This window comes from Polaromonas sp. P1_F4, from assembly GCF_056405675.1.
The window spans coordinates 680,656-694,968 of the sequence record NZ_JBFUBP010000001.1; the positions used below are offsets into that span (position 1 = coordinate 680,656).

Below are 14,313 nucleotides of genomic sequence, written 5' to 3' on the forward strand. Positions count from 1 at the left end.
CCCCCGGGTGGGCGCTGCGCCTGCGGCCCGGCAAAGCCGGTTCCGCGGCCCCGGCTGGTGAAGGCGGGGCGCGGACTCGGAGCTTGCGTAGGCGAGTTCCCGCCGTGGCGTCGTTGGTGGTGCTGGGGCTGCTCTCGAGCTTCGCGATGGCGCAGGGCACGCAGCCGGTGTCGCGCATCGTCACGCTCGCGCCCTCGCTGACCGAAGCCGTGTGTGCGCTGGGCCGCTGCGCGCAGCTGGTGGGCACTGATCGCCACTCCACCTGGCCCGTTTCGGTACTGGCGCTGCCCAAAGTGGGCGGGTTGGAAGACGCGCAGGTCGAGCGCATTGTCACGCTGCGGCCGAACCTGGTTTTGCTGGGGCCGCGCAGCCGCGCCGGTGAGCGCCTGCAGGCGCTGGGCGTGCCGGTGATGATGCTGGATGCCCGCACCCATTCGGATCTGAAACGCATGCTGGTGAAGCTGGGCGACACCTTGGGTGAACCGGCCCGCGCCACCGAACTGATAGCCCGTATCGACACCGAACTCGACACCGCCGCGGGCCGCATGCCCGCCGCATTGCGCGGGCGCAGCGTGTATGTGGAAGTTGGGGCAGGGTCGTCCGCCGCCAGCGAAAAAAGCTTTATTGGCGAGACCGTGGCCAGGCTGGGCCTGGTCAATGTGGTGAGCGGCGAGCTGGGCCTGTTTCCCAGGATCAATCCCGAGCTGCTGCTGCGCCGCCCGCCCGACATCATCATTGGCCCGCGCGCCACGCTGGCCAACTTGTCAGACCGCCCCGGCTGGAGCGCCTTGCCGGCGGTGCGCCAGCAGCAGCTGTGCCTGCTGGATACTGAACGCATGGACCTGCTGTCACGCCCTGGCCCTCGCCTGGGCGAGGCCGCCCAGATGCTGGTGGAGTGCCTCAAGGCCCTGCCTCCCCGTGACGCGCCCCGTTAATTTTCTTTACCCGAGAGACTCTTATGCAAACCCGAAAAATTCCCGCCACCATCGTCACCGGTTTCCTGGGCAGCGGCAAGACCACGCTCTTGCGCCACCTGCTGGCCAACGCGCAGGGCCGTCGCATCGCAGTCATCGTCAATGAGTTTGGCGAACTCGGCATCGACGGCGAACTGCTGCGCGGCTGCGGCATAGGCTGCGACGAGAACGGTGAAGAAAACGGACAGCTCTATGAGTTGGCCAACGGCTGCCTGTGCTGTACCGTGCAGGAAGAATTTGCACCGGTCATGGAAAAGCTGGCCGCTCGCCGCGACCAGATCGACCACCTGATCATCGAGACCTCGGGCCTGGCCCTGCCCAAGCCGCTGGTACAGGCCTTCCAGTGGCCCGCGCTGCGCAATACCTTCACGGTGGATGCGGTGGTGACCGTGGTGGACGCGCCTGCGGTGGCCGCGGGAGACTTTGCTGACGACCCGGTGACCGTGGACGCCCAGCGCCGCGCCGACGACAACCTGGACCACGACTCGCCGCTGCACGAGTTGTTTGAAGACCAGCTCGCCACGGCCGATCTGGTGATCGTGCACAAGACGGATGGGTTGACGGCCGAAGAATTGGTGGGCGTGGAAGCCGCCATCCGCGCCGAAACCTTGCCCGGTGTGAAGCTGGTGCATGCGCAGCATGGCCGCATCGATATTGGCGTGTTGCTGGGCCTGGAGCGCGCAGTGGAAGACCAGATCGACCAGCGCAAGACGCATCACGACGAGGAAGAAGACCACGACCATGATGCGTTTGACTCGGTGCAGGTGGCGCTGGACGTGACCGGCCGCGAAGCATTGCTGGCCGCGCTGCGCGATGTGGTGGGCCGCCACGAGATTTACCGCGCCAAGGGTTTTGTGGCCTTGCCCGGGGTGGCCATGCGCCTGGTGGTGCAGGGCGTCGGTACGCGCTTTGACAGCTACTTCGATCGCCCCTGGCGTGCGGATGAAGTGCGCCAGTCGCGCCTGGTGCTGATTGGTTCCGAGCTCAATGCGGCTGTGTTGCAGGCTGAGTTGAGTGCGGCGCTGGCGGCACCCGTCGCGGCTTGAATCCAAATGCACGCTGAAGCTTTAGTTTTGTGGCGGGCACAGGCCGACGGGGCACTCCGCTCCGCGGCTGTCCTCCGCCCTGCGGGCTCCTCCTTTATGCCGCTGCGCAGAGCGCCCCATCGACCTGCGCCAGGATGGGCTGTTCAACCTTACCTTGTGAAATAAAACATGCATTTGCTCTCCACCCGCCCCGGCGGCCACGTTGAAGACGGTGGCCAGGGTGTGGTGCGCGTGGAGCAAACGCCGGGTGACATCGTGGTGCTCAGCGCTGCGGACACGACGCTGTCGCTGCTGGCCGATGCAGCGGGGGCGTTGCCCGAAGGCTTTCCCACGGTGCGCCTGGCTAACCTGATGTGGTTGCGGCAGCCCGCGTCGGCGGACATGTATGTAGACGAGGTGTTGCAACATGCGCGCGTGGTGGTGATTGACCACCTGGGCGCTGCCAGCGATTGGGCCTATGTGGTGGAGCGCGTGCGTGAGCTGGCGCGCGAACGCGGCCAGTGGCTGGCCCTGTTCTCGGGTGACGCGAGTGAAGACCTGCAACTGCTGTTGCGCAGCACCGCCCCGCATGAGGACTGCCGCCAGTTGTGGCGTTGCCTGCGTGAAGGTGGCCGTGACAACGCCCGCAATTTTTTTGAATTGATAGGCCACTCCGCTTTTGGCCTGGGCGCACGGCCCACGCCACCTGCAGCGTTGTCACCGGCCATGGTCTACCAGTCGCCTGTGCCGCAGGCGTGGCGTGACGGAGCCCCTGCGGCGCTGCTGGTGTTCTACCGCGCGCATGTACAAGCTGGCAACACGGCGGTGTTTGATGCCATGCTGGCTGCACTCAGTGATGCGGGTCTGAATACCGTGGCCGTGGCGGTGGATTCGCTGAAAACCCCCGCCAGCCTTGCGCTGTTGCAGTCACTGGCTGCACAGCATGGGGTGGGCGTGGTACTCAATGCCACCAGCTTTGCCATCACCGCGCTGGATGGGGATGACGTTGACAGCGTGGACGGCGCGCAGATGGAGCCTCTGGCCGGCGACGCGCCCGTGTTGCAGCTGATCACCGCAGGTTGCGCGCAAGAGCAGTGGGCGGCTGACCCGCACGGCCTGGCCCCGCGCGACCTGGCGATGCAGGTGGTGCTGCCCGAGGTGGACGGCCGCATCGGCACCCGCGCCATCAGCTTCAAGGGCCTGGCCTGGCGCGATGAACGCACCGAGGTGGACGTGGTGCGTTACCAGCCCGAACCCGAACGCATGGCCTTTGTGGCCGAGCTGGCGCGCCGCTGGTGTGTGCTGCGTGACAGGCCCAATGCCGACAAACGCGTCGCGCTGATCCTGGCCAACTACCCCAACGACGATGCCCGCCTGGCCAATGGCGTGGGTCTGGACACTCCGGCCTCCACGGTGGCCCTGCTGCGCGCCATGCAGGACGCAGGTTATGTCACAGGTGCCTTGCCCGAAGGCGGTGACGCACTGATCGCCGCGCTGGTGGCGGGCGTCACCAACAACCTGGACGCGAACGATATCCGGCCGGCAGGCCAGAGCCTTGCCATGGCCGATTACCTGCAGGACTTCAACCAACTGGACGCTGCCAGCCGCGACGCGGTGAACACGTTGTGGGGCGCACCCGAACAGGACCCCATGGTGCGCAGCGGCCGCTTCATGGTCCCCGGCCTGCGCTTGGGGAATGTGTTTGTCGGCATCCAGCCCGCGCGCGGGCGTGACCTGGACCTGGTGGCCACGTATCACGACGCCGACCTGGTGCCCACGCACAACTACCTGGCGTTTTACTTCTGGCTGCGGCGCAGCTTTTCGGTGGACGCAGTGGTGCACGTCGGCAAGCATGGCAACCTCGAATGGCTGCCTGGAAAAAGCGTGGCGCTGGGTGCGGCCTGTTGGCCCGATGCCATCCTGGGCCCCTTGCCGCACCTGTATCCCTTCATCGTCAACGACCCCGGCGAAGGCAGTCAGGCCAAGCGCCGCACGCAGGCCGTCATCATCGACCACCTGATGCCGGCCCTGACCCGCGCCGAAACCTACGGCCCGCTGCAAAAACTCGAGCGGCAGATGGACGAGTACTACGAGGCCCTGTCACTGGACCCACGCCGCGCCCAACGCCTGCGGGGCGACATTCTGGAGCGTGTGCTGACTGAGAATCTGCACACCGACCTGGGCTTTGCCAAACCCGCCGATGACGCGGGCCGTGAGGCCTTGCTGCAGCGGCTGGATGCCTACCTGTGCGAGATCAAGGAGTCACAAATCCGCGACGGGCTGCACATCCTGGGCACATCACCACAGGGCCGCCAGCAGATCGACACGCTGGTGGCGCTGGCGCGCTTTCCCGGCGGCACAGCGGCTGGCCAACGCAGCCTGTTGGTGGCCTTGGCTCAGGATTTGGAGCTGGATGGTGTGGACGGCTTTAGCGTGCTGAGCCCGGAGTGGGCCGCACCCTGGAGCGGTCCCTTCCCCTCGGTGTTGCAAGACATCAGTGTGGACGCTTGGCGCCACGCCGGCCACACACGGGAGCGGCTGGAACTGCTGGCCCGGCAACTGGTGTCCGACCACGTGGTGGCCGATGAGACATTCGATGCTGCGGAATGGCCGCACACCGCCCCGGTGCTGCAACGCATGCGCCAGGTGCTGCGCCCGCGGCTGGACGCCTGCGGCCCGCAGGAGATTGCGCAGTGTCTGCGTGGCTTGTCGGGCAAGTTTGTGCCCGCCGGCCCCAGCGGTGCGCCGTCGCGGGGCCGTCCTGATGTGCTGCCCACGGGGCGTAACTTCTATTCGGTGGACACGCGCGCCGTTCCTACGCAAACCGCCTACGCCATGGGCGCGGCGGCAGCGGAGCGCGTGATCGAGCGGCACCTGCAGGACCATGGCGAGATGCTGCGCTGCCTGGGCCTGTCGGTCTGGGGCACCAGCACCATGCGCACGGGCGGCGAAGACATTGCCCAGGCCTTTGCATTGCTGGGCGTGCGGCCCAAGTGGGCAGACGGCAGCAGCCGGGTGGTGGACATCGAAGTGCTGCCCATGGCCATTAGAAATCGCCCCAGGGTGGATGTAACTCTGCGTGTGTCAGGCTTCTTCCGTGATGCCTTTCCCAATGTGATTGATCTGTTCGACACCGCCGTGCGTGCCGTGGCCGCGATCAGTGAAGAAGATGAGCCCGACGACGTGAACCCCATCCGCGCCCGCGTGCAGTGCGAAGCCGCTGAGGCAGAGGCCAAGGGCTTGAGTGCAGAGGACGCCCAACGCGAAGCCACTTGGCGCGTGTTCGGCCCGCGCCCGGGTGGCTATGGTGCAGGTCTGCAAGAGGTGATGGCCAGCGGCCGCTGGAGCGACGGCGCCGATCTGGCCCAGGCTTATCTGCGCGCTGGCGCCTTTGCCTACGGCCAGGGTGAGCACGGCGTGGCGGCACGTGGCAGTTTTGAACAGCGTCTGGCCGGTCTGGATGCTGTGCTGCACAACCAGGACAACCGCGAGCACGACGTGCTCGATTCGGACGACTACTACCAGTTCCAGGGTGGCATGGCGGTGGCTGTTGAACACCTCGCAGGCGCGCCCGCATCGCTGTACCACGGCGACTTCAGCGTGCCCGGTGCCCCGCGCATCCGCACGCTGGGTGAAGAAGTGGCGCGCGTGGTGCGTTCGCGCGCTGTTAACCCCAAGTGGCTGGAAGGCGTGCGCCGCCACGGCTACAAGGGCGCTTTTGAGATGGCCGCCACGGTGGACTACCTGTTTGCATTTGACGCCACCACCGGTGTGGTGGGCGACCACCAATACGCGCTGGTGGCCGATGCCTATTTGCACGACGACATCAACCGCGCGTTTTTGCAGCAGCACAACCCCGGCGCCCTGCGCAGCATTGGTGAGCGCCTGCTGGAGGCCATGCAACGCGGCCTGTGGGAGGCGCCAGGCGAGCACCGCGAACGCATTGAAGACCATTTGCTGGCGCTGGAGCGCCGGCTTGAAGAACACGGAGAAGGACCCTTGGTATGAGCACTCTCATGAGCATTCCTGAACTGAACATTGCTGTTGAGCCCGCCACGCGCGCGGCCTTTCCCTTCACCGCGCTGGTAGGCCAGCCGCAGTTGCAGCGTGCGTTGCAACTGGCGGCCATTGATCCCGGCATTGGCGGTGTGCTGATCAGCGGCCCGCGCGGCACGGCCAAGTCCACCGCGGCGCGTGCGCTGGCCGCGCTGCTGCCCGGTGCACCCTTTGTCACCTTGCCGCTGGCCGCCAGTCTGGAGCAACTGGTGGGCACGCTGAATGTGGAAGACGTGCTGCGCGACGGCCAGGTGCGCCTGGCGCCCGGGCTGTTGGCGCGCGCCCACAACGGCGTGCTCTATGTAGACGAAGTCAATCTGCTGCCCGACGCGCTGGTGGACGCCTTGCTGGACGTGGCCGCCAGCGGTGTGAACACGGTGGAGCGCGATGGCATCTCAAAACAGCACGCCGCGCGCTTTGTGCTGGTGGGCACCATGAACCCGGAGGAGGGTGAGCTGCGCCCGCAACTGCTGGACCGCTTTGGCCTCTCGCTGGTGCTTGCCAACCCGGTGGATGCCGCAGAGCGCACCGCCATCCTGCGCGCGCGCCTGGGTTTTGATGAAAACCCCGGGGCCTTGGGCGCGCAGCATGCGGAAGAACAGCGCGCGCTCAGTGCCGCACTGGTGGCGGCCCGCGCTGCGTTGTCACGCCTGACCTGGTCGGATGAGGTGCTGCACCATGCAGCGGCCTGCGCCATGGCGGCGGGCGTGGACGGCATGCGTGCCGATCTGGTGATGCTGCGCGCCGCGCGTGCGCTGGCAGCGCTGGAAGGGCGCAGCGAAGTGACCGTGGACGATGTGGACGCGGTGGCCGAACTGGCGCTGGCGCATCGCCGGCCCGAGAGCAGTACAGTGCAAGCACCGGGAAATAGCAACGGATCGACCCAGCCCAAAAACAATCCAGAGCGCCTGCAAGACCAGCCGTCTGTCCCATCGTTGCCGCTCGTGCCCCAAGGCGACTGGGGCGCTTTGCCCGCTCAACCCGAAGGCACCACCAAGGTCCACGCGATAGCAGGGTGGCCGCCAAAAAAAGCCTAGGCCACCCCAGCCGCCGCCCGCGCAACGGGCCTGGCAGCTGGCGGTGGCCTCCACCCCAACGCATTCCTTCATCAGGCGCTGTGGTACGTACCCACAGCGCGCCGCAGCGCAGCACGGCCATTGCCTGGCTGCCTACGGTGGTGGCCAAGGGGCCTGCGCCACTTCAACGCGAACACCTGCGCCACCAGCCCGTGGCGCTGCGCAGCAGTCGCCTGCATTGCATCGTGCTCGACACCTCGGGTTCCATGCGCCAGCGCGGCCGCTTGGCGCTGGCCAAGGGCCATGCGGCCTTCATGATTGAGCAAGCCGCGCGGCAGGGCGACGATGTGGCGCTGTTGCGCTTTGGCGGGCAGGGTGTGGAACTGCTGCTGCCCCCCGGCCGCGCACGCGCCTCCGGCAGCCAGCGCCTGCGCCCCGTGGGCGGTGGCGGTGGCACACCGCTGGCCGAAGCCTTGGCCCAGGCCGACCGCCTGCTGCAACGCACGCTGCGCAAGAGTGGCCCCACGGAGTGCTGGCTGTGGCTGCTGACCGATGGCCGCACGCTGGAGCAACCGCAGGCGCCGTTGACCCCGCAGCACCTGGTGATTGTCGATTTTGACGATCCGAAAAAGAACCTGGGCCGCTGTGCCGCCTGGGCCATGCGCTGGGGCGCGGAGCACCGCCTGGCCATGGCCCCGAGTTACCAACCGTAAAAGATCGTCATGCCCGACACCGAAATCATTGTCTGCACCACTTGCCGCCCGACGGGCGCCTCGCGTGAGCTGCCTGCCCACGGCCTGGCGCTGTTCGAGGCCGTGCAGGAAGCGCTGCTGGTGTGTGAGCTGGACACCGGGCAGCACAAGGGCCTGCAGGTGCGCGGCCAGGCGTGCATGAGCGGCTGCACCCGTGCCTGCACCGTGACGCTGCAAGCCCAGGGCAAGTTCACCTACTACTTTGGCGACCTGGCTCCTGATGGCGAGACCGCAGCCCAGGTGATTGCCTGCGCGCAACTGCACGTGCAGAGTGCCGACGGCAACCTGGCCCGCAATGCACGGCCCGATCGCCTGCGCAGCGGTATCCTTGCCCGATTGCCCCCTGTTGGTTTGAACGGCCTGGGCTCGACATGAGCGGCCAAATCCACTAAGTTTGTTTTTTTCACCACCCACCTTCCCATTAACCCCAAGGAGAACGCCATGACTGAACCGACGACGCTGACCCACAACCCTTCTCACACCCTGAATCCCGGCCTGGCCGTGCTGCGCCCGTTGCTGGGCGCCGCCGCACTGGGCCTGGTGGTGCTGTACGGCGTGGCTTTTGCCGAAAGCCCGCTGGCCCACAACGCCGCGCACGATGTGCGCCACATCACCGTCAAACCCTGCCATTGAGCAGCACTTTCACCGGGAGACAGCTATGGTTTTTCAACGATTGATCTGGGCGGCGCTGGCCACTGCGGTGGTGGTGGGTAGCGTGCAAACCGGTGTGCAGCGCTGGCAAGCCGCCCCGCTGATTCTGGCGGCCGAGGTGTACGAGGAGCAAAAGGTGGAGGCTCCGGCGCCCGCCGCCGCTCCCGCTGCCCACGTGCATGCCGAAGGTACGGCCCCTCATGCGCATGAGCACGGTGCTGCCAAGGAATGGGAACCCGCGAACGGCGCCGAGCGCATTGGCTGGACCTGGGTGGCCAACATGCTGCACGCCTTCAGCATGGCGCTGCTGGCATTTGCGGTGATGGGCGTCTGGCTCTACAAACGTGACGCACAACGCGGTGGCGCGGTGGCTTCACTGCGCCTGGCCGGCGTGGTGGCTGCAGCTGGCTGGTTGAGCTTTCATCTCTGGCCTTCGCTGGGTTTGCATGCGGAAATACCCGGCATGGAAGCCGCGCCGCTGCAGGCCCGCCAGGTCTGGTGGGTTCTGGCAGTGGGCAGTGCAGCGGGTGCCTGCGCCGTAGCCGGTTTTGCGCGTGCATCCTGGCGCTGGCTGGTGTCCGCAGCCTTGCTGGCGCTGCCTTTTGTGGTGGGTGCACCCAAGCTTCAAGGTGATGCCCTGGCCGGTTTTGGCCCCGAAGCCCATGCCGCTCTGGAACAACTCGGCACGCAGTTCATCTGGGCCACGACCTGGGTGTCTCTGTCGTTCTGGGTGAGCCTGGGTCTGGTCTGTGGCCTGGCTTTCCAGCGCTGGGTGCGTCCGGCTTTGCTGGCGGTGCTGCAGCGTGCAGACGTACCCGTAGCGGGCGCGGTGCAAGCTCCTCAGTGAATGGTGTGACGGGCTTTGTCTCCGCCGCCGGGGCGGGCCCGGCCGATGCGGCCCGACCCGGCCACGCCTTCAGCACCGTTGAGCAGCTGGCGGTGTACCGGGCCATCTTCGAGCGGCGCGACATGCGCCACTTCAGCGGCGGCACGGTGGCTGACGATGTGATGCAGCGCCTGCTCTCGGCCGCGCACCACGCGCCCAGCGTGGGCTTCATGCAGCCCTGGCGCTTTATTCGCGTGCGCAACTGGCCCTTGCGTGAAGGCATTCATGCGCTGATTGAGCAGGAACGTGTGCTCACGGCCCAGGCCTTGGGCGAGCGCGAAGACGAGTTCATGAAGCTCAAGGTGCAGGGCGTGCTCGACGCCGCCGAAGTATTGGTCGTGGCCTTGCCGCCAGGGCGCGAGCAGCATGTGTTTGGCCGCCGTACCCTGCCCGAAATGGACCTGGCCTCGGCGGCTTGCGCCATCCAGAACCTCTGGCTGGCCGCCCGCGCCGAGGGCCTTGGCATGGGCTGGGTCTCGATTTTTGATCCGCAGCAGCTGGGCGGGCTGTTGCAGATGCCGGAAGGCAGCAAGCCGATTGCGGTGTTGTGTCTGGGCCCGGTCCAGGCCTTTTATGACCAGCCCATGCTGCAGGCTGAAAAGTGGGCGCGCCGTGCCCCGCTGGCCGACATGGTGTTTGAAGACAGCTGGGGCACGATTGCCCGGCATGAGCCGGGAGCCGGCTGACATGTTCACGCACTGGGCCAGCTTTCATGCCTTTGCCGTTCCTGCTTCCATGGCAGGGTACACGGCGTGCGTGCTCGGTGTGGTGCTGTTGCTGGCTTTGTGGGTAGACAAATCTTTCGGTGAGCCGGCCACAGGTGTGCATCCGGTGGTCTGGATGGGCAACTACCTTCGGGCCTGCGGAAGCATTACCGTGCGCTGCCCGCCCGGGCCAGCTTTTTTTCTCGGCACACTGGCCTGGTGGGTGGGTGTGGCATTGGTGGGCGCAGCAGCCTGGGGGGTGCAGGCCCTGGTGTTCTGGCAGCTGGCCGGCTACATCAAGGCGCCGGCCTGGGGCGCCGCCATCGACACTGCGCTGCTGGCCGTGCCGATGGCCTGGTTGCTCAAATGCATGCTGTCATGGCGCATGCTGCGCGAAGAGGTTGGTGCGGTTGAACTGGCGTTGGGCCAGTCGCTGGAAGCAGGACGGGAGCGCCTCTCCTGGCTGGTCAGCCGCGACACCGCCCAGCTCACTGAAAGCCAGGTGCGGGAAAGCGCAATCGAATCGCTGGCCGAAAACCTCAATGACTCTGTGGTGGCCCCGGTTTTCTGGTTTGCGTTGCTGGGTTTGCCGGGTGCGGCCATTTACCGCTTTGCCAATACGGCAGACGCCATGTGGGGTTACCGCGGCATCTATCGCGGCAAAAATTGGGAATGGGCCGGCAAGTGGGCCGCGCGTGCGGACGACGTGCTTTCCTGGTTGCCGGCGCGCCTGACGGCGCTGTTGCTGGCACTGGCGGCAAAGGGCCTGAAGCTCAAGGCATTGCGCGAAGAAGCCCGCAAGACCCCGTCGCCCAACAGCGGCTGGCCCATGGCGGCCATGGCGTTGGCACTCGGTGTCTCACTCGGCAAGCCGGGCGTTTACACCCTGAACCCCCAAGGGCGGCCACCTGAAGCATCGGACACGGCCCTGGCCCAAACCCTGGCCTCGAAGGCGGTGTTCTCCCAGACCCTGGTTGCCGCCCTGGCGATGCTGTTGATGGCGCTGGTGGCATCGGCATGAACACCAGCTTGGTCACCACGCGCATTCACGGTGGGCCTGACGCACTGGGCGTGCCGCTGCACGACTTTTCCACCAACAGCAATGCCTGCGGGCCTTGCCCCGCAGCGCTGGCTGCTGTCGGCCAAGCTGACGCCACCCGTTACCCCGACGCCGGCTACACGCAGTTGCGCAGGCAACTGGCGGCCTTTCATCGTGTCGATGAGGCGCGTGTATTGCTGGCGGCCAGCGCCAGCGAATTCATCTTTCGCATGACCACCCTGGCCGCGCAGCAGGGCGCACGCGCGGTGTGGCTGCCACCGCACAGCTACGGTGATTACGCACAGGCAGCGGGGGCGCATGGCCTGGAGGTGGCCGGCAAACCCGAGGATGTGCAGCTGCTCTGGGCCTGTGAGCCTTCCAGCCCATTGGGTGCTGCGCATCGCGGCCTGGGTGAGCTGGTTGATGCCCGGGAATTGACTGCCTTCGTCGTGCTGGACCGTGCTTACGAGCCCCTGCGGCTCAGCGCTGCGCCTACGCTCACGCCGCCGCAGCTGCAAAACACCTGGCAGCTCTGGACGCCCAACAAGGCGCTGGGCCTGACCGGCGTGCGCGCGGCCTATGCGATTGCACCGATGGAGCAAACGGACAACGCTGCAGCGCTGGAGCAGCTCTGCCCCTCGTGGCCGGTGGGCGCGCATGGCGAGGCCATGCTGCAAGCCTGGGTGAGCAAAGAGGCGCAGGACTGGCTCGCCGGCAGCCTCAATACTTTGCGCGAATGGAAAGCCCGGCAGATCAGTTTGTGCGAATCATTGAGCTGGCACTGCCTGCCCAGCGATGCCAATTTCTTCTGCGCCCAGCCGGCCTTGCCCGAAGGCCTGAGCTTGCAGCAGGCGCTGTCCACACTGCGCGCCCAAGGCACCAAGCTGCGCGACACGACATCATTCGGCTTACCCGGCCATGTGCGCCTGGGCGTGCAGCCGCCAGCCGCGCAGGATGCCCTGCACAACGCATGGCAACAACTCTCCAGGACAAGTTCATGAGTGCAAAAAGTGTCATGGTGCTGGGCACCACCAGCGGCGCTGGTAAAAGCTGGCTGACGACAGCGCTGTGCCGCTACTACGCGCGGCAGGGGCTCAAGGTTGCGCCCTTCAAGGCGCAGAACATGAGCAACAACGCAAGGGTGGTCGCGCAAGGTGAGATCGGTAGCGCGCAATACTTCCAGGCCTTGGCGGCGAGAGCTGTACCCGACGTGCGCATGAACCCGCTGCTGCTCAAGCCCGAAAAAGACACACAAAGCCAGGTCGTGTTGATGGGCCAGGTCAACGCCGAACTCTCGCGCATGGAATGGCGCGGCCGCAGCGCCTCGGTCTGGCCGGTGGTGTCGCGGGCGCTCGATGAGTTGATTGCGGACAACGACGTGGTCGTGATGGAGGGTGCAGGCTCGCCGGCCGAAATCAACCTCAAGTCCAGCGATATCGTCAATATGCGCGCTGCGCAGCACGCCAACGCGGCCTGCCTGCTGGTGACCGACATCGACCGCGGCGGCGCCTTTGCCCACCTGTATGGCACCTGGGCCATGCTGGACGAAGCCGAGCGCAAACTCATCAAGGGCTTTGTTCTCAACAAATTCAGGGGCGATGCCAAACTGCTGGCGCCCGGCCCGCAAATACTGCAGGACTTGACCGGCATTCCCACGGTGGCGACGCTGCCGATGTGGTGGCAACACGGCCTGCCTGAAGAGGATGGTGTGTTTGATATGGCCCCCACGCTCGGCACTGACGTGTCCTCGCTGCCCCCCGGGGGGGCTGAACTTGCTCGGGGCGGCCCGTCGCGGCGTTCGGGACCGCTGTTGGTAGCCGTCGTGGCCTACCCACGCATCAGCAACCTCGACGAATTCCAGCCCCTGAAAAATGTGCCCGGCGTACGCTTGAAGTGGGTGCGCAGCCCGGCCGACCTGGCCGGCGCCGACTGGATCATCCTGCCCGGCTCCAAGCACACCAGCGGCGACCTGGCCTGGCTGCGCGCGCAGGGGCTGGACCAGGCCATTGCCGCTCACGCAGGGCAGGGCGGCGCGGTGCTGGGCATTTGCGGCGGCCTGCAGATGCTCGGCGAAGCGTTGATTGACCCGCATGGCATCGACGGCAATGCACCCGGGCTGGGCTTGCTGCCGGTGGTCACCGTCTTCGAAGAAAGCAAAACGGTACGGCAGCGGCAGGCCCGCTTTGGCGAGGTGGACGGCGCTTGGGCGGCACTGTCAGGCGTGGCCCTGCAGGGCTATGAAATTCACCACGGCCAGACCGCGCAGCACCCGGCGCTGGCCGCAGCGGGCGACACGGCCAGCGCGGTGATGGCAGAAGGCCTGGCCTGGCAGAACATTCGCGGTAATGTGCTGGGCCTGTATCTGCACGGCATGTTTGAAGACCCGGCGGTATTGCAGGCGCTGTTTGGCGCCACGGTGCCCACGCTGGACTCGGTGTTTGATGGGTTGGCCGACTACATCGGCGAGCACTTTGCACCCGGTGTACTGCAATCGCTGATCAGCGACCGGTAAGCCTCTCAGGCCTATCCAGGCATCCGCTTCAAAGGCCCGAAGCAGGCCTGCAACGACTCGGCCTTGCACACAATGAACTGGTCCTGCTTGGGGCTGAACTGGATGAAGCGCACGACCGGCGGGTCCGACGCTTCGTGCAGGTCGCCTGAGCAGTCCCGCTTGCCATTGCTGTCGGTCACGGTGTCGGTGAGCCGGTAAAACCCTTGCGCGCTCGGCGCTGCGGATATTTCGTAGTCGCCTCGCGTGACTTCTTCGCCGCTGGTGTTAAGCCGGGTGCCCTTGGCGCTGTATTGCCAGGTTTCGGTGCAGGCTTTTCCTGCCAGCGTCCAGCTCCAGGTGCCCACGAGAGGTTGGGGCGAGGGGACTGACGCTGGGGCGGGTGGTGTGGGCTTGGCCGTCTGCGCAGCGGCAAGGCCACAGAACAAGGTGGCAAGGGCCAAACCCGTCAGCTTGCGCAAGGGGTGGCTCCTGGCCATGGAATGGGGATAGCTGTGTGAAAACGTCATGGGGTGATTATGAGGAGGCCGCAAGGTGGCTTCCCCTGCGCAGAGCCATCCCTTTGTCGCCAGGTGTTATTTCTTAAGAAAAACAAGCCCTGAGCCCAATGGAGACGAGCGCGAGCAGCTATCAAAACTGTAGCGAGTAGGGCTTCCCAGGGCTGCGCCGTGCGTGAAACCCAGGCTATCGCGCCGGTCCGG

13 protein-coding genes are annotated in these 14,313 nt (G+C 66.2%); 12 read left to right on the plus strand and 1 reads right to left on the minus strand.

Annotated features, from left to right (window positions below; translation table 11 throughout):
- Positions 1-104: 104 nt before the first annotated feature.
- The 12 genes from AC1DYQ_RS03260 (at position 105) to AC1DYQ_RS03315 (ending at position 13,615) form a co-directional block, all read left to right on the plus strand.
- Positions 105-935 (plus strand): ABC transporter substrate-binding protein, encoded by an 831-nt coding sequence (locus AC1DYQ_RS03260; RefSeq protein WP_477685546.1) that lies wholly within the window; start codon positions 105-107, stop codon positions 933-935.
- Positions 936-958: 23 nt separating this feature from the next.
- Positions 959-2,020, plus strand: a complete 1,062-nt coding sequence (gene cobW / locus AC1DYQ_RS03265; RefSeq protein ID WP_477685547.1) for a cobalamin biosynthesis protein CobW — start codon at positions 959-961, stop codon at positions 2,018-2,020.
- A gap of 168 nt (positions 2,021-2,188) precedes the next feature.
- On the plus strand, positions 2,189-6,007 hold the full coding sequence (cobN, locus tag AC1DYQ_RS03270) for a cobaltochelatase subunit CobN (protein ID WP_477685548.1): 3,819 nt from the start codon (positions 2,189-2,191) through the stop codon (positions 6,005-6,007).
- A gap of 8 nt (positions 6,008-6,015) precedes the next feature.
- A complete protein-coding gene (locus AC1DYQ_RS03275; protein ID WP_477685549.1) occupies positions 6,016-7,092 on the plus strand; it encodes a magnesium chelatase ATPase subunit I in 1,077 nt (358 codons plus the stop codon).
- 80 nt (positions 7,093-7,172) lie between these two features.
- On the plus strand, positions 7,173-7,784 hold the full coding sequence (locus AC1DYQ_RS03280) for a vWA domain-containing protein (protein WP_477685550.1): 612 nt from the start codon (positions 7,173-7,175) through the stop codon (positions 7,782-7,784).
- A gap of 9 nt (positions 7,785-7,793) precedes the next feature.
- Positions 7,794-8,198 (plus strand): DUF1636 family protein, encoded by a 405-nt coding sequence (locus AC1DYQ_RS03285; protein ID WP_477685551.1) that lies wholly within the window; start codon positions 7,794-7,796, stop codon positions 8,196-8,198.
- Positions 8,199-8,264: 66 nt separating this feature from the next.
- Positions 8,265-8,456, plus strand: a complete 192-nt coding sequence (locus AC1DYQ_RS03290; RefSeq protein WP_457280507.1) for a CbtB domain-containing protein — start codon at positions 8,265-8,267, stop codon at positions 8,454-8,456.
- Positions 8,457-8,481: 25 nt separating this feature from the next.
- Complete coding sequence (locus AC1DYQ_RS03295; RefSeq protein ID WP_477685552.1) at positions 8,482-9,321, plus strand: CbtA family protein; 840 nt, start codon at positions 8,482-8,484, stop codon at positions 9,319-9,321.
- Between the two features lie 86 nt (positions 9,322-9,407).
- A complete protein-coding gene (bluB, locus tag AC1DYQ_RS03300) occupies positions 9,408-10,046 on the plus strand; it encodes a 5,6-dimethylbenzimidazole synthase (RefSeq protein ID WP_477685857.1) in 639 nt (212 codons plus the stop codon).
- 49 nt (positions 10,047-10,095) lie between these two features.
- Positions 10,096-11,085, plus strand: coding sequence for an adenosylcobinamide-phosphate synthase CbiB (cbiB, locus tag AC1DYQ_RS03305; protein WP_477685858.1), 990 nt, complete (start codon positions 10,096-10,098; stop codon positions 11,083-11,085).
- Positions 11,082-12,104 (plus strand): aminotransferase class I/II-fold pyridoxal phosphate-dependent enzyme, encoded by a 1,023-nt coding sequence (locus AC1DYQ_RS03310; RefSeq protein ID WP_477685553.1) that lies wholly within the window; start codon positions 11,082-11,084, stop codon positions 12,102-12,104. Before cbiB ends, AC1DYQ_RS03310 begins: the two co-directional genes overlap by 4 nt.
- Positions 12,101-13,615, plus strand: a complete 1,515-nt coding sequence (locus AC1DYQ_RS03315) for a cobyric acid synthase (RefSeq protein ID WP_477685554.1) — start codon at positions 12,101-12,103, stop codon at positions 13,613-13,615. The genes AC1DYQ_RS03310 and AC1DYQ_RS03315 overlap by 4 nt, the downstream gene beginning before the upstream one ends.
- A gap of 11 nt (positions 13,616-13,626) precedes the next feature.
- On the opposite strand, the gene AC1DYQ_RS03320 is transcribed toward AC1DYQ_RS03315, so the two are convergent.
- Complete coding sequence (locus AC1DYQ_RS03320; RefSeq protein WP_477685555.1) at positions 13,627-14,121, minus strand: hypothetical protein; 495 nt, start codon at positions 14,119-14,121, stop codon at positions 13,627-13,629.
- Between the last annotated feature and the right edge of the window lie 192 nt (positions 14,122-14,313).